This is a genomic window from Mesorhizobium sp. B264B1B, from assembly GCF_020165765.1.
In the GTDB taxonomy this organism is placed as follows: Bacteria; Pseudomonadota; Alphaproteobacteria; order Rhizobiales; family Rhizobiaceae; genus Mesorhizobium.
The window spans coordinates 294,049-309,949 of the sequence record NZ_JAIUIS010000004.1; the positions used below are offsets into that span (position 1 = coordinate 294,049).

At 61.7% G+C, this 15,901-nt stretch carries 14 protein-coding genes and 1 pseudogene; 4 read left to right on the forward strand and 11 right to left on the reverse strand.

The window, feature by feature from the left end; translation table 11 throughout:
- Positions 1 to 102: 102 nt before the first annotated feature.
- The 3 genes and pseudogenes from LB547_RS10650 to LB547_RS10660 all read right to left on the reverse strand — a co-directional run.
- On the reverse strand, positions 103 to 360 hold the full coding sequence (locus tag LB547_RS10650) for a hypothetical protein (RefSeq protein WP_140633799.1): 258 nt from the start codon (positions 358 to 360) through the stop codon (positions 103 to 105).
- Between the two features lie 684 nt (positions 361 to 1,044).
- Positions 1,045 to 2,580, reverse strand: coding sequence for an FAD-dependent oxidoreductase (locus LB547_RS10655; RefSeq protein WP_140763905.1), 1,536 nt, complete (start codon positions 2,578 to 2,580; stop codon positions 1,045 to 1,047).
- A 256-nt stretch (positions 2,581 to 2,836) separates the two neighbouring features.
- Positions 2,837 to 3,046 (reverse strand): annotated as a pseudogene (locus tag LB547_RS10660) (transaldolase family protein); the annotation flags it as partial.
- Positions 3,047 to 3,372: 326 nt separating this feature from the next.
- On the opposite strand from LB547_RS10660, the gene LB547_RS10665 reads away from it, so the two are divergent.
- From LB547_RS10665 to LB547_RS10675, 3 genes are all read left to right on the forward strand, one after another.
- Positions 3,373 to 3,837: a group III truncated hemoglobin gene (locus LB547_RS10665; protein ID WP_140500702.1), complete on the forward strand. Its 465-nt coding sequence runs from the start codon at positions 3,373 to 3,375 to the stop codon at positions 3,835 to 3,837.
- Between the two features lie 61 nt (positions 3,838 to 3,898).
- The gene (locus LB547_RS10670; protein WP_140518192.1) at positions 3,899 to 4,360 is read left to right on the forward strand and encodes an RrF2 family transcriptional regulator; all 462 of its coding nucleotides are present in this window, start codon (positions 3,899 to 3,901) and stop codon (positions 4,358 to 4,360) included.
- A gap of 50 nt (positions 4,361 to 4,410) precedes the next feature.
- Positions 4,411 to 4,554 (forward strand): hypothetical protein, encoded by a 144-nt coding sequence (locus LB547_RS10675; protein ID WP_181165452.1) that lies wholly within the window; start codon positions 4,411 to 4,413, stop codon positions 4,552 to 4,554.
- Positions 4,555 to 4,861: 307 nt separating this feature from the next.
- On the opposite strand, the gene LB547_RS10680 is transcribed toward LB547_RS10675, so the two are convergent.
- From LB547_RS10680 to LB547_RS10715, 8 genes are all read right to left on the reverse strand, one after another.
- The gene (locus LB547_RS10680) at positions 4,862 to 6,097 is read right to left on the reverse strand and encodes a cyanate transporter (protein WP_224655854.1); all 1,236 of its coding nucleotides are present in this window, start codon (positions 6,095 to 6,097) and stop codon (positions 4,862 to 4,864) included.
- Entirely contained in the window at positions 6,094 to 6,756 is a 663-nt protein-coding gene (locus LB547_RS10685; protein ID WP_140518194.1) for an ankyrin repeat domain-containing protein, read from the reverse strand. Before LB547_RS10685 ends, LB547_RS10680 begins: the two co-directional genes overlap by 4 nt.
- Before the next feature lie 5 nt (positions 6,757 to 6,761).
- Positions 6,762 to 7,559: an aspartate/glutamate racemase family protein gene (locus LB547_RS10690; protein ID WP_224655855.1), complete on the reverse strand. Its 798-nt coding sequence runs from the start codon at positions 7,557 to 7,559 to the stop codon at positions 6,762 to 6,764.
- A 45-nt stretch (positions 7,560 to 7,604) separates the two neighbouring features.
- A complete protein-coding gene (locus LB547_RS10695) occupies positions 7,605 to 9,047 on the reverse strand; it encodes an amidohydrolase family protein (RefSeq protein WP_140518195.1) in 1,443 nt (480 codons plus the stop codon).
- Complete coding sequence (locus tag LB547_RS10700) at positions 9,047 to 10,771, reverse strand: dipeptide ABC transporter ATP-binding protein (protein ID WP_140633787.1); 1,725 nt, start codon at positions 10,769 to 10,771, stop codon at positions 9,047 to 9,049. The genes LB547_RS10695 and LB547_RS10700 overlap by 1 nt, the downstream gene beginning before the upstream one ends.
- Positions 10,771 to 11,670: an ABC transporter permease gene (locus LB547_RS10705; protein WP_140518197.1), complete on the reverse strand. Its 900-nt coding sequence runs from the start codon at positions 11,668 to 11,670 to the stop codon at positions 10,771 to 10,773. The genes LB547_RS10700 and LB547_RS10705 overlap by 1 nt, the downstream gene beginning before the upstream one ends.
- Entirely contained in the window at positions 11,670 to 12,635 is a 966-nt protein-coding gene (locus tag LB547_RS10710; RefSeq protein WP_140500709.1) for an ABC transporter permease, read from the reverse strand. The genes LB547_RS10705 and LB547_RS10710 overlap by 1 nt, the downstream gene beginning before the upstream one ends.
- A 160-nt stretch (positions 12,636 to 12,795) precedes the next feature.
- On the reverse strand, positions 12,796 to 14,367 hold the full coding sequence (locus tag LB547_RS10715; protein WP_140763908.1) for an ABC transporter substrate-binding protein: 1,572 nt from the start codon (positions 14,365 to 14,367) through the stop codon (positions 12,796 to 12,798).
- Between the two features lie 159 nt (positions 14,368 to 14,526).
- Here LB547_RS10715 and LB547_RS10720 point away from each other — a divergent pair, with 159 nt between their 5' ends.
- The gene (locus LB547_RS10720) at positions 14,527 to 15,897 is read left to right on the forward strand and encodes an amidohydrolase family protein (protein ID WP_140763911.1); all 1,371 of its coding nucleotides are present in this window, start codon (positions 14,527 to 14,529) and stop codon (positions 15,895 to 15,897) included.
- The last annotated feature ends 4 nt before the right edge of the window (positions 15,898 to 15,901 follow it).

A 15,901-nucleotide genomic window follows, 5' to 3' on the forward strand; every position in this document is an offset into this window, starting at 1 on the left:
TTGTGTATCACGATCAAATCGGCATGACCGGTTCAGTCGATCATTCTCAAGCCGCGAGCGGGTAGCACCGCCAAAGATCCACTCCCTGAACCTGCTGTGGCCTCAGGCGCCGGATATGGTCAGATCCGCATGCATCGCATCGGCCACATCAGCGATTGATCCACCATCAGATCTTTCCGGAAACACGTCAGCCTTCGCCCTTACGCCGTGGCTCGAAAGGAAGGCGACGATATTGTTCAGGCTGTTCCAGGTTTCATCGGTCGCGGCATCCTCGATCGTGATTGCACCAACCCCCTGAGCCATTTGCAAAAATGGCATGGCATCGGTAACCGGACGCTTCGCTTCACGCGTATCCTCCATCCGACAAGAACCTTGTTGCGGAAATTTCCTGGTTGGTCGAGGCGACGAAGACAGGCCGTCCTGCCTGGAGGATCAGGCTACCAGGTGGGTGGAACGATGAAAATTGCCAGAAGAGGCGCCCTCGGGCGACGCTGCAACGATGCCGGCTTGGCCAAGGGGAAAACGTCAACAGACACCCTGCCGCGCAACGCGGCTTCACAACGCGACAACCCTCAATGCCGGAGGTCTACCTGCACAGTTTCAAAAAAGTCGATGATGAACGGAACGATGGTTGTGGTGAGAAGTACGCCGGCCGACGTGATCGTGAATGTCCTCCCTACTCGAACATGATCCGAACGGTGCCTCTTTTGGCAATCAACAGTCTCCGAGCCTCTTGGATCCGCTCAGCCTGTTGTTTGGAATAAGGACCCATTGGCCGAGTCTTTTCATCGCCGCGACGGACCCTGCAGTACCAGCGGCCCCTGTCCGAAAAGATTTCGACCGAGGTCGGCGCCTCATCGGACGCTTCCCTGGCCACACCGGTAGCGAACTTGACGATCTTTGAATGAACGGCGTCCAATCCGTTGGTGGTGCTCGGTTCCTGTTGCATTGTGGACATAAGTCGAACTCCTTTCAGTCACAGCGACGCACCGCTGCGCCATACGGGTTGCACTGTCTATGGATCGCGGTGCCCAAGAGCGCTTGCTACCTTGCCATTTGGCGCTCCATTTCCATCTCCGCCCCTAGACTTTCGATGTCACGGAAGATCGAAGCGACAGCCAGCGTGCGCCCTTCGCGCTTGAAGCGCAGCAGGCAGTCCCTGGCACCGATGTCTCCATCGACAGCAATCTCGTCCCATTGCCCGGCATGGCCGACATAGTTGATGGGAACGTCGTAGTGCTGGCTCCAGAAGAACGGCACGGCCGCGAATTTCTCGCGATGGCCGAGCATGTTCAGGGCCGCGGTTTGCCCCTGCCTCTCTGCAACCACCCAATGCTCGACCCGAATGTTCTCGCCAGTGTGAGGATCCGGCCACCGCGCAATGTCGCCAGCCGCGAATATGTCCGGTGCGCTCGTCTCCAGAAAGGCATTTACGGCGACGCCGCGGTCAAGAGTGAGCCCCGCCCTTTCGGCAAGCCCGGTCCGCGGACGCACGCCGACGCCGGCGACGACGAAATCCGCCGTCAACATGTTGCCACTGCTTAGTTTCACTTTGTTGCCGTCGATGCTGCTCGCGGTGTCCTCGAGATGGAACACGACTCCATGTTCCTCATGGAGTGCGCGGATGAAGTCACCCATTTGCGGACCGAGGACCCGTTCCATGGGTCGTTTATCCGGCGCCACGACATGAACGTCGATATTGCGCGCGCGCAGCGCTGCGGCAACTTCCAAGCCAATGAAACTGGCGCCAAGCACAATGGCGCGGCGCGCAGTCGTGGCTCGCTCGATGATCACCTTGCAATCTGCAAACGAGCGCAGCGTGTGAACATGTGGCTGATCCGCGCCGGGGATGGAGAGGCGCACCGGTTCGGCCCCCGTGGCAAGTAGCAGTCTATCGTAAGGACTCCTGCTTCCATCAGCCAGAATGACCTCGCGAGAACGCAGGTCGATATCGACGGCCTTCGTATCGAGACGCAGGTCGATGTTGTTTTTTGAATAGAATTTCTGGCCGCGCAGCGGAATCCAATCCTCCGGGGCCTTCCCTGCGAGGTAGTCCTTGGAGAGATTCGGCCGGTCGACGGGCGGCGCATGGTCGTCGCTGATCATGACGATGCTGCCCTGGTACTGCTCTCGCCGCAGCATTTCGGCCGCCGCGAAACCGGCCGCGCCGCCGCCGACAATGACGACTTTCTCGGGGACCCCGCCCGCGCTTCCGCCGCGCGGCTTCGGCGCCGTCCGTTTGAGTTTCTCGCCCACGAATATCCGCCCATCGCGCTGTTCCACCGACCAGCAAGCGAGTGGATTGAAGGCAGGCGCTCGCAAGGCTTCGCCTGTGCGCAGATCGAAGCAAGCGTGGTGCCACGGACATCGAATGGAATCCGACACCACAAGACCGTCACCGAGCGGCCCGCCGTAATGTGTGCATGTCGCGCCGATGGCGAAGATCTCGGCCCCGCGGCGCACCAGCAACACCTGCTCGTCGCCGCAATGGCCGACAAGCTTTCCGCCATCGAGAAGGTCGGACAGCGCGATCCCCTGGACCAGATCCGGTCCGTTTGATTTGGTATCAGCTTCAGCCATATTCTCGTCCTTGGCGATCCGTGTCAAAACCGCTCGTGCGGCGAAGCGGCACACTGCTTCGGGGTACCTTCTGCCTGGCTAGTGCGCCTTCAGATTCTCAGCATTATCCGCGCCGACATTCCGACTGCGTCATGTACTGGGCTGAGTGGCTCAGACCGCAGTCTCCCGCTCTCGCGGACATCATGCAAACGAATTTAATCGATAGTTGAGTGCAGTTTTCATGATGGCTTTCCCTCCGCGATTCCACTGCGCACAACTACAAGATCGCCTGCCCAGTCTTTCCCCAGTCGGCAAGAAACGACTTGAGGCCCTTGTCGGTGAGTGGATGTCTGGCGAGGTTTCTGAGTATCGCTGGTGGTACGGTCGCGACATCCGCGCCTGCGATCGCCGCCTGTTTGACATGGAGTGGAGTGCGAATTGAGGACGCCAGGATTTCCGTCGTGAAGGATTTGCCGTTGTCGTAGATCGCACTTCAGGTTCGGGAGCGACTCCGGCTGGCACGGTCATCTGATGAGGCGTTGGCGACTCTCGAAACTGAGCCACATCGGGAATTCCCCGCCAATTTAGATACTTCCGGCCTCGGGCCTGGGGTGATGTCCAGGCAGTTCGGAAATGCCTAGGATTAAGGGCTCGTCATTCGCCGCTTGGTCGGACAGACCCATTTCTGGTGCGGCATCACGGCGTCTTGCCACGCAATAAGATAGATTGATAATATATCTTATATAGAGGATCACATCGAAGAGCGAACCAAGGCTTCAGCCAGCTTGCATCGGAGAAAACAGGAGCTTCGGAATGACCGCGAACGGTCGAAGCAAGAGAACAATCGTGGTCGACGGCGTGCCATTGCCCAACATACTCGACGAGGCAATGATCCGCGGTGTAGTCCACGGGTTTTATGACGAAATTCGCCGTGATGACCTTCTCGGTCCCATTTTCCACGATCGGATCGAGCCAGATAAATGGCCGCAGCATCTGGCGAAGATGTGTGACTTCTGGTCCGCTACTCTACTTCGGACATCCCGATACGACGGCAGGCCACTGCCGCCGCACCTGGTCATAGCTGGCCTCGGCGCGGCGCATTTCCGTCGCTGGCTAATATTGTTTCGGACAACGGTGCGTCGCATTTGCCCGGCCGAGGTGGCGACGCTTTTTATGGATCGCGCGCTGCGAATTGCTCACAGTTTCCGTCTCGCGATCGCCTTCAACCGCGGCGAGACCACGATCGGCATCGAACCTATCGTCGAGAGAGACTTGTGATGCACGACCGGTTTGTGAGTGGTTCCTACAATGCACAGCGATCGACAGGAAGCCGTGATTCATGCGGCTGACCAGCTTTTCGGATTATGCATTGCGGATGCTGATGTACACTGCCGCCGCCGGTAGCCGGCTTATAACGATCGAGGAGGTTGCCCGCACCTTCAACGTGTCGAAGACGCATCTGAACAAGGTCGCCAACACCCTGACCCGTGGCGGCTATATGAAGGCAATCCGCGGCCGTTCCGGTGGTCTCATTCTCGGGCGCCGGCCTGAGATGATCCGGATTGGCGATGTCGTGCGGTTAACCGAGCCGGATTTCGCGCTGGTCGAATGTTTCGCGACCGGAAACCGGTGTGTGCTAACCGCCTCCTGCAAGCTTTCAGGCATGTTTGACGAAGCGACAGCCTCCTTCCTGAACGTCCTTGACCGCTACACGCTCGCCGACATCACACTGATGCCCGAAGACTTCCTCGGCGGTCAGATACCACCCGTTCGCACCGGGGCGACACGCAAGACCGTATAATGTTGCGCGGCTTCGACGCGCGCTGTTTTTGCTCGGATGTGAGATGGGCCATGGCTGAACCAAAGAAGAATGATCAACAGGTCACAAAGGACATTGATTCTGATATCGACCCGGACAACACTCTGCTGCCGATGCTTATCGGTGGGCTTGTCCTGATAGTTATCGGAGCGATCATCGTGATGATGTTTGTGTAGTTTCGCAACGATGGCGTGTGACTTTATCGGCCCGGCTGTTGTCTGGGCGCCTGCAACCCCAATTGCGATTTGGCGGATGGAGAACTGTCGGCCGAGGAGGGGAAGTACAGAGCGCGCGACCGGCGGGCGCTTGGACAGCGCATAGCCGGCGACGATGAGCTGCAGGAGGTATATCGTCGTCTGCGCCAGCCCGGCCCCGATGATCCGGCAGAGCCGATCTCCACGGCCGAGATGCGGCGCAAGCGCCTGCTGCTCACCCCGCGGAGACGTACGTCGTCATTGAGTTCAGAACTTGCATTCCGCTTCGTTAAACTACCATTTCGCACTGCTCTTGTTCCGAGCCCCTCATGACGTCGGCGTACCGTTTTGGGTTGAAGTGCAGATAGAGAAACGCTGTGACGGTCACGCAGCCGAGATGCATGATCCATCCGCTGCTGAAGCTCCCGCTCCAGCCATGCAGGAGCGCGGTGGCGAATGGACCAAGCGCGGCGATCAGAAAACCGCCGCCCTGCATCAGCGCAGCCAGCGCGCCCGCCTGCTCCGGGCGCGGCAGATGATCGAGCGCCGTGACGATTGCAAGCGAGAAGCTTCCGCCAAGACCGGCCCCGCATATCCCCACCCACAGAACGGGCGACAGTGCGGGAAAAACCGCAAGTCCGGCAAAGCCCGCAGCCTGCAACAGCAGGGTCAGCCAGAGCCAGGGACGGCGGTCGATGCCCCGGCGCGCCAGGACAGGCAGCACCAGGGCCGAAGCCGCCTGGCAAATGGCCATCACGGCCACAAGATTGCCGCTGGCGGCACTGCTCCATCCTTGCGCCTGGTAGTAGGGCGCAAGCCAGGCGACCATAGATGAATAACCGGAGTTGACCAGGCCGAAGGCCGCCATCAGGACCCAGGTCCGTGGACGGCGAAGCAGAAAGCCAGTCAAGGCGCGATCGGGTCTTGAAGCCTTGGCGTCGGACAGAACGCGGAATGCGGCGCACAGCGCGATGGCGGCGGGAGCCGCGAGCCAGGCAAGGGCTGCCCGCCAGTCGTATCCGTTGTTGACGAGCAGGGGCGCCAGACGTGCGCCAAGCGCCCCACCGCCCATGATCATGCAGGAATAGAGGCCGGTCACGGCGGGTGTGCTGGTCGGGAACTTTGCCTTGATGATCCCCGGAAACGCGGCCTGGATGAAGGCCACCCCCGCCCCGCAAAGTGCCGCCGTCAGGATCAACGACAGGCCGCCGGGCACGACAAGCCTGAGCAGCGAGCCCGCTGTCAGCACCATTAGCGCCGCGAGCAGGCCCCGGCGCGTTCCGACGGCCGCCTGGATGCCCGGTGCAACGAACGCACCGAGGCCCATCAGCAGCATCGGCAACAGCGTCAGCATGGCCAGGCTGCCATAGCCCATCCCGGTGTCGGCCACGATATCAGCCAATATCGGTCCCGGGGCCGTCAGGAAGGGACGCAGGTTGATCCCGATTAGCACGACGAGGGCAAGCAGGGTCCATTGCCTGTCGGTTACAGGTTGCGCGGTCATCGACATTTTCGCGCTGTTCATCTGGCGCCCGCTTGCACCAGCAGGGTTATCATCTGCGCATAGCCGTTCCTGCGCGCGTGCCGCAGCGGTGTCGCCCCGTCCTTGTCGGCGAGATTGACGTTGGCGCCGGCCTCGATCAGCCGCCTCACGATCTCGACATGACGCTGCCCGCCATCGCCGAGGATGATGGCCTCCAGCAACGCGGTCCAGCCGAGCTTGTTGACGTGATCGACATCGACACCGGCATCGATCAGCGCGCCGACGGTCTCGACATGTCCGCGTTCGGCGGCCGGAATGAGCGCGGTGCCGCCATAGCGATTGGTGCTCTTGAGGTCGGCGCCGTGCGCAAGCGTCATCTTCAGGATTTCGAGATGCCCGCGTGCGCCGGCGTAGAGATATGGACTATCCTGGATATCGTCCTTAGCGTTGACGTCCGCGCCAGCCTCGATGAGAGTCCTGGCAGCGCTGACCTTGTTGCCGTGGGTCGCGACGAGAAGAGCCGTGCGGCCGTTCTCGTCGCGCGCGTCGATCCGGGCCCCCTCGGAAACAAGCATCTTGATCATGGAGACATCGTCATTTGCCGCAGCCGAGTGAAGCCTTGTCTCATTCATGTTCTGCCCCAACGCTATCAATGGAATGCAGGCGACGATGACGCCCAGCAAAAGTCTGCGCTTGACCATCGGCATCAGCCCCCCGACACGCTGTGCGTGGAAGCCGAGCGGGTTGCTGCGGCGAGCGAAGCCGTCATGCTCCGCCGAGAGGTGGCGAAAGCATCCTGCCTGGGATGAAGTTCCAGGCCGACGAGCAATTCCGCGAGCCTGACAGCCGCCGACACCCCTTCGACGACCGGGACACCGTGAAGGCTGGCCAGTCGCCGCGCCATATCCGACATACCGGCGCAGCCAAGCACGATGGCGTCGGCGCGATCGACCCGCAGCGCCTCCTGGATTTCTTCGCTGATGATCGACAAGGCTGCCTCGCCATTCGCTTCCAGCGCCAGGACGGGAATGCCGCTCGCCCGCACGGTGGCGAATGGCGAAAGGCCGTAGCGAACCAGATTGTCCTCGAGAATAGGAACGGAAACCGGCAAGGTGGTAATCACCGTGAAGCGCCTCGCCACGATGCTGGCGACGCGGGCGGCGGCCTCGCCTATGCCGATAACGGGCTTGCGCGTCAGCATCCGCGCGGCGTCGAGCCCGGTGTCGTCGAAGCAGGCGATGATATAGACCTCCACGGCGTCACTGCGCTCGGCCCGTTCGATCCGGTCGAGAAGACCCGGGACCGCCTTCGCGCCATCGATCGGGCCTTCGATGGAAGCCGGGCCGCTGTCGTTCTGCATTGCGATGATTTCGGTGCCGGCCTGCGCGGTTAGCCGCGCCGCGACGGCGATGGATCCCGTCATCGACACGGTCGAATTGGGATTGATGATGCCGATGCGTACCATGCGAAAATTCCTATAGCCGCCGTCCGATGGAACGTGCATCGCTGCCGTTCCGCATCGCTGATGGGACTGTCTCGATATTGAAGCCTATTCGATCAGATCCGTGTCGCGGCTGTGCCGCCAGAACCGGTCCGGGGTCCTGAGCAGATCGCGCAGGCCCAGCCGCTCGATCATCAGTTCCGTCTCCCGCTGCGCGGCATCGAGCACGGCATCCTGATCGATATGAACCGGCTTGCGGTCTCGCAACAGCACGCGTCCGCCGACCAGCACGGTGTGGACGTCGTTGCCGTTGGCAAAATAGGTGACACGGAATTCCGGCATGTTGGCCGGGTAGAGATGCGGGCGCCGCAGGTCGACAAGAATGACGTCGGCCTTCTTGCCGGGCTCCAGCGATCCGACCTGATGGTCGAGGCCCAGGACACGCGCGCCGTCGATGGTGCACATCTCCAGGGCCTTGCCCGGCGGAAGCCAGCTCGGATCGTGGAAATGAGTGCGATGATAGTGCATGCATTGCTGCATGTGACGGAACATGTCCGCGGAGCGGTCCGGCGCGGTCGCATCGGAGCCGATGGCCACCACGACGCCAGCGTCGAGAAGTTCCGTGACCGGGCAGCGCGCGAGAATGGCGGCCACGGCGCTCGGATTGTGCACGATGCTCGTGCCGGTTTCGGCGCAGATCGCTATTTCTTCGTCAGTCAGGGCGGTCGCATGCGACAGCAGTGTGCGCGGCCCCAGAATGCCGATCTCCCCGGCGATCTTCACGCTGCCCTTGGTATGACCATCCTGGGTGAAGATCAGGCCGCGCTGTTCGGCGATCTGCCTGACCTTGCGCGATTGCGCGATGGCGTCCCCTGCCCCGGGACCATCGAGATGTTCCTGATGCATGGTCGGCGTCAGCAGGGCGAGATGCAGACGATCCTCGTGGGTGCCGTGCCAGCGGTCGGCCAGCTTTTGCGAGGTGGCAAGCTGCTGGTCGAACGACACCGGATAATCGGTACGGCTGGCGCCCTTCCAACGTGCATAAGTCAGGGGGTGCGGCGGGCGCGTGGTGCCGACGGCGACCACTGAGCGCGTGCCGATGCCAAGCACGCCTTCCATATGGGCGTTGCCATAGGCCGGATCGTCGGTGCGCATGACCGAATCGCCGCCGCCAAGCAAGGACACGCCGGTCGTCACGCCGAAACGCAGGCGTTCCAGCGCGGCAAGCTGCGCCTCCGCATGCCAGAATTCCGGCGTCGAACCCACCGTATAGGCACCTTGGCATGCCCTGTACCAGAGGTCGCTGCGGCCGCCGCCCATCGTCTTGATCAGCCCGTGCCCGGCATGGGCGTGGCTGTCGACGAAGCCTGGCATGACGGCCATGCCGCGGGCGTCGATCGTCTCGCGCGCCGGATGGTCCCGCGCCACGTCTTGCGAAGCGCCGACGGCCACGATGCGGTCTCCCTCGATGGCTACGGCGCCATCGGGAATGATCCGCCGATCGGGATCGACAGCGATGACGGTGCCGTTTCTGATCAGAATGTCTGCCATCACAGGCTCGCTTCTCTTTTTTCGCTGCAAAGGATGCGGTCGAGCGAAGGCGCGAGGCGCAGGAGTTCGCGCGTGTATTCGTGAGTGGGCGCGGAGAACAATGTTTCGGTATCCGCGAGTTCGACGATCTCGCCGCCTTTCATCACGGCGACCCGGTCGCACATCTGCCGTATCACCGCGAGGTCGTGGCTGATGAACAGCATCGACAGCCCGGCAAGATCTCGTAGGTCCTTCAACAGGTTGAGAATTTGCGCCTGCACCGACACGTCGAGCGCCGATGTCGGCTCGTCGCAGATCAGCAGCGATGGCCGAGGGCCGAGCGCCCTTGCAATCGCGATGCGCTGGCGCTGGCCGCCTGAAAAGGCATGGGCAAACCGAGAGCCGGCCTGCGCCGGCAGGCCCACCGCCTCGAGCAATGTCTCGGCGTCCAACCGCGCTTCCGCCGCGCTGGAGGCAAGCTTGTAGAACAGGATTGGCTCCGCGATCGCCGAATTGATCCGCAGCCTTGGATTGAGGGCCGAATACGGGTCCTGGAACACCATCTGGAGTGACTGGCGCACGGTCTTGTCGCGATGGGCAGCCAATGCCGTGCCCTGAAAATCTATGGTTCCCGAACTCTGCGCCACGAGACCGGCAATGGTGTTCGCGACCGTGGTCTTGCCGCAACCGGACTCGCCGACAAGCCCGAAGATTTCGCCGCGGCGCACCTCGAAGGAGACGTCCTTCACGGCCTTGAAGACCGATGCCTTGCGGCCCGGGATGAACGAGCGCTGGCCGTATTCCACGCAAAGATTGCGTACAGTCAGCGCGGCTTCGCCGTTGCGCCCCGCAGCGGTGCCGGTGTTCTTGGAGCGCACGGCTTCGCGCGCCTCCAGTGTCGTCTTCGTTTCCTCGCTTGGGACCGGCAGACGGTCAAGGCGAATGTCGATCGGCGGAACGGCGGCGATCAGCGTGCGCGCGTAAGGCGCCTTGGGCGCCGTCAGCACATCGCGTGTCAATCCACTCTCGACCACGCAACCGTTCTGCATGATCGTGACCCGGTCGGCAATTTCCGCAACCACGCCCATATTGTGGGTAACCAGCAGGACGCCGACGCGGCGATCATCGGCAAGTTCGCGGATCAACTTGAGGATTTGCGCTTGCACCGACACGTCGAGCGCCGTCGTCGGCTCGTCGGCGACGATCAGCCTTGGGTCGCAGGCAAGTGCGGTGGCGATGACGACACGCTGGCGTTGGCCGCCCGACAATTGATGCGGATAGTTGCCCAGCCGGCGTTCCGGCTCGGGAATGCCGACGGCTCTCATCAATTCGAGCGCGCGGGCCCTGGCTTCGCGGCGCCCGATCTTCAGATGCGCCAGCATGCCTTCGCACAACTGGCTTTCCACGGTGAAAAGCGGGTTCAGGCTTGTCATCGGATCCTGAAAGATCGCGCCGACGTCACGGCCTGGAATGATCCCCTTGGTGCGGCCGGTTCGGATGTCGATCGGCTTGCCCGCTATGGTGATGGTGCCGGAAGCAATCCTGCCGGGAGCCTGCAACAAGCCCATCAGCGCATTGCCGACGGTGGTTTTTCCCGCACCGGATTCTCCCACCAGTGCATGTATCTCGCCGGGCCGGATCGTCAGGTCGATGTCATCGACGGCAGCGAGAATGCTGCCGTTGGCAAGCGGATATTCGACCCGCAGATTCCTGATGTCGAGTGCGTGTGGCGTTGTGTTTTCCATCAGTTCGCCATCAGTTTGGGGTTGAAGCGATCGCGCAGGTAATCGCCGATTATGTTGACTGCCAGAACCAGGACGACCAGCACGACGGCGGGCATAACGGCGATCCACCACAGGCCAGAGAACAGGAACTCGTTGCCGATGCGGATCAGCGTGCCGAGCGAGGGATAGGTGGCCGGCATGCCGGCGCCGAGGAACGACAGGGTCGCCTCGGTCAGGATCGCGCCCGCCAGATTGATGGTGGCGATCACCATGACGGAGCTCATCACGTTGGGCAGGATGTGCCGCATCATGATGCGGCGGGACGGAAGACCGATGACCTTGGCGGCTCGTACATAGTCGCGGGAAATTTCCACCATGCTGGAGGCCCGCACGGTGCGGGCATATTGCACCCATTCGTTGACGGCGATCGCGAAGATCAGGATGACCGGTGCCCAGCTCGAGACCGTATCGGCGCTCAATTGCGCGCGGGCTATGCCGCTGATCAGAAGCGCGACGAGGATCGTCGGAAAGCTCACCAGAACATCGGCGATCCGCATCACGATGCTGTCGATGATACCGCCGAAATAGCCGGCTATCGATCCCAGTGTGACGCCTATGGCAGCGGCCAACAATACCGCCCCGGCGCCGATCAGCATCGATATGCGCAGGCCGAAGAGGATGACCGAGACCAGATCGCGTCCCTGATTGTCGGTGCCCAGCAGGAAGCGCGGATCGCCACCGTCCATGAACACGGGCGGGATTTCCATGTCGATCAGCGAATATGAGGAGACATCGCGCGGATCGATGGGTGCGATCAACGGAGCGAAGATCACCAGCACCAGCATGGTCACCAGGATCAAGCCAGCGATCATGACCGAGATGGGAGGAAGCCTGCGCGACAGAGATACCTGCGTTGCCATCATTTTGTCCTCAGCCGCGGATCGATCAATGCGTAGAGCATGTCGACGACCATGTTGATCACGACGAACAGGAAGCCGACGAACAGCAGATAGGCCGCGAGGACGGGGATGTCCGGATAGCCGACGGCGTTGGTGAAAAGCAGCCCCATGCCCGGCCACTGAAAGACGGTTTCGGTGACAATGGCGAAGGCGATGAGTTGTCCGATCTGCAGCCCGGTGACGGTCACGACCGGCATCAAGGCATTGCGCAGCGCCAGACGGCCGTAGATGTAGCGGCGGGGCAGACCGCGCGCGAAGGCGAAGCGGACATAGTCCGAAGAGAGCACGTCGATCATCTCGGAGCGCACGAGGCGCATGATCAGCGTCAACTGGAACAGCGCCAGTGTGATCGAAGGCAGGATCAGCGATTTGAGGCCGGAGGCCGTCAGGAAGCCTGTCTTCCAGAAGCCGAGATCGACAAGCTCGCCACGCCCCGAGGACGGCAGCCAGCGCAGACTGACGGCGAAGATCAGGATGAGCAGCAGGCCGGTGACGAATGTCGGCATGGATATCCCGACGAGGGTCAGCGACTGGATCAGCCGCGACAGAAAGCCGTTCGGCTTCAGGGCGCAGAGAACCCCCGTCGGGATGCCGATGAACAGCGACAGGAGGGTCGCGACCACGACCAGTTCCAGCGTTGCGGGAAGCCTGGTCAACAGCAGGCTGACGACAGGCTCCTGGTAGCGAAAGCTGGTGCCGAGGTCGCCATGAAGCGCGCGCCCGACGAATTCGAGAAACTGTACGAAAAGTGGCCTGTCGAGTCCGAGAGCGACGCGCAAGGCATCCTTCTCAGCCTGGCTCGCGCCTTCGCGCACCATCGTGGCGACCGGATCGCCGACGAAACGGAACATGATGAAGGCGATGGCGGTTACGGCAACCATCACGAGGATGGCCTGCAACAGCCGCACCGATAGAATCCGGATCATCAGGAAAAACCTTTCAAGAAGCGCGGATCGAGACAGGCGGGGCTTGCGCCACCGCTGGAGCAGCTCGCGATCCACCACGGATAGCAGGCGCTCCAACCGAGTCAGGCGTGTCCGCGAAAGCTCCCTCGCAAGCGCGGGCACGCCTTACCGGCGCATTTTCCTAGTTCATATGCGCGAACCAGGGACGCACATACTCGTCGGGGAATTGCGGCATGTCGACCTTGTCGCTCATCGCCCAGGCGACCGGCTGCTGGTGCAGCGGCAGATAGAGGGCCTCATCATGCGTGATCTTGAAGGCCGCCTTCAGCATATCCACCCGCTTGGCCTCGTCGAGTTCGGTCGATGCCGAACGGGCCAATTGGTCAATCTTGGCGTTGGAAAGCCCGTTGGGGTTGCTGCCGCCATAATTGCCGTCATTGGTCGCCAGCAAGGCTTGCAGCACGCTGTAGCCATCCATCGGCGGTAGCGAGGCCCATCCGAGCATATAGATATCGAGATCGCCCTTATCCATTCGAGGGAAATAGGTCGTCTTGCTTTCGACGTGCACGTCGGCCTCGACGCCGATCTTGGCCCACATCGACGCGATTGCCAGGCAGATCTGTTCGTCGGCGATGTAGCGGTCGTTGGAACAGGCCAGTCCAACCTTGAAGCCGTCGGGATAGCCGGCTTCCGCCAGCATGGATTTCGCCTTCGCGACATCATAGTCCAGCGCTACGTCGATCGACTGATCGTAGCCGGTGACCTGTGGCGCGACCAGTGTGCCGGAGGTGCGCGACTTTCCGCGCATCAAACGCTTCTGGATCGTGTTCAGGTCGACCGCGTGCCAAAGCGCCTGGCGCACTTTCACGTTCAGCAGCGGATTGGGCTTGCCGGGCGCTGCATGAAGCTCCGGCCGGAAGCTGAAGCCGAGAAAGATCTCGCGCAGCGACGGGTTCTCGACAACCTTCAGGCCGGCGGTGTTGGCGACCCGGTCGATGTCCTGCAACGGGACCGGCGCGATCATGTCGAGTTCGCCCGAAAGCAGCGCCGCGACGCGCGTGGCGTTCGAAGCGATCGGGCGGAATTCCACCCCCGTCAGATTGTGCTGCGGCTTGTCCCACCATTCCTTGTTGACGGCGAAGACCGAGCGCGAGTCCGGCTCGTAGCTGACCAGCTTGAACGCGCCGGTGCCATTGGCATGATTGCTGGCGTAGGTGACGACCCCCGTTGAGGCATTGCCGGGCTTGAGGGCATTGTGCTCCTCCATCCATGGCTTGCTCATCATGTAGATGGCGACGAGATCGTTCAGGAGCAGCGGATAGGGTCCGCGCAGGATCAGGTCGACCGTGTAGTCGTCGACCTTCTCGACGCCGGTTACGGCGGAGAGGTTTTCTCGGTTGCGCGCGCCGGGATCGATCTGACGTTGGATGGTGGCGACGACATCGTCGGCATTGAAGGGTTGACCTTCGTGGAACTTGACGCCCTGCCGCAGCTTGAAGCGCCAGCGCGTCGGCGAGACGATCTCCCAGGAGGTCGCAAGCGCAGGCTCGATAGCCATTTCCTTGTTGCGGCGCACCAGCCCGTCGAACACCATGTTCTGGACGCTCTGGGTAAAACTGTCGACCTGGGCATTCGGATCGTACGAAATGACGTCGCCGGCCGATGACCAGCGCAGTGTCTGTGCAAGCGAAGGCGCTGTCACCGACATTACCATCGCAAGTCCGGCGAGCAGGACCCTAACGCATTTTCTCATTTTCTTCTCCCATTTGTATACGAAGTTTCCGATCTATTGGATACCATTTATCCCCATTGATATCGTACACACATTGTGCACAATATCAAGGCAGGCATGTTCGATTTCGTTTCTCATGTGCAAAACCGCTCAAGTGACCGTTCCGAAAAGGGATTCCGAATGACCCAGGCCTTGCTGATAGAAAACGGTGTCATCGTCACCATGGATGCGGGGCGCCGGATTTTCTCGAGGGGTCATGTCCTGGTGGAGGATGGCCGGATCGTCACCGCCGGCGACGGCGCGGCCCCCGCCACAGATCAGAAGGTGGCGCGCATCGATGCTTCGGGAATGGTTGTCATGCCGGGTCTCGTCGACACGCACGCGCATGCGGGTCACATGCTGACCAAAGGCCTGGGAGACGATTCCGAAGCCTGGATGACTATCGCGGGGCGTATCTATGCAGAGGCGTCGGATACGGAATTCTGGGCAGCCGAGGCCACATTGTCGGCCCTTGAGCGCATAAAATGCGGAACGACCACCGCTGCCCTGCTGTTTGGCGGCGGGCCGGACATCATGCGCACCGAGGCGCCGGGGGCAGCACGGGCACATCTTGCCGCCATCGCCGAAATGGGAGTGCGCGAGATACTCGCCGTCGGGCCGAACCGGCCGACCTCGTCCCATGTCTATCGGGACCACGCATACGTTCCGTATGTCGAAATCACCATTTCGCCGGAAACCCAGTTGGCAGTGTGCGCGGAAATCATCGATGATTGGGCTGGTCGCGATGGCCGGGTGCGGATTGCGGTCTCTCTCCCGGTGTTCACTCGGCGCGAACTTGACGAACAAACGGTATACAATCTGTCCCGCAATGCTCGCGACCTTGCTCGCGCAAAAAACGTGCTGTTCATCCAGGATGGCCATCGCGACGGTTCCATCGCCGCCAATGCGGAACGGCTCGATCTGTTCGACGAGCATTCGCTGCTGGCGCACTGCATCGAACTGACCGAGGCAGACATCGCCGCGCTGAAACGCAGCCACGCCAAGGTGGCGCATAATCCAAGTGCTCTGATGTCGGTCTCGGGCCGTTGTCCGGCGACGGAACTGATGGAAAGGGGTGTCACCGTGTCGCTCGGCACCGACGCGGCGGCGCCCGATCGCTCTTTCGACATGTTCCGCAACATGTTCCAGGCGCACCGCTATCATGCCCGGCACTTCAGGAACGATGCGGTCCTGCCGCCGATGCAATTGCTGGAGATGGCGACCATCGAGGGCGCGCGTGCCCTGTCGATGGAGAACGAAATCGGCTCGCTGGAACCGGGCAAGCGCGCCGACATCATCCTGGTCAACATGCGCCAGCCGCATCTGTGGCCGCCGGCGCACCCCGCGCAGCGGCTGGCACGCTTCGCCAACGGCGCGGATGTTGACACGACGATCGTCGACGGGCGTGTCCTCATGCGTGGACGCCGCCTCGTCGATCACGATGAAGACGCCATTCTGGATCGCGCCGAAGGAGCCTTCCATCTGATGATGAAACGCGCCGGGCTGGCATAGGCCG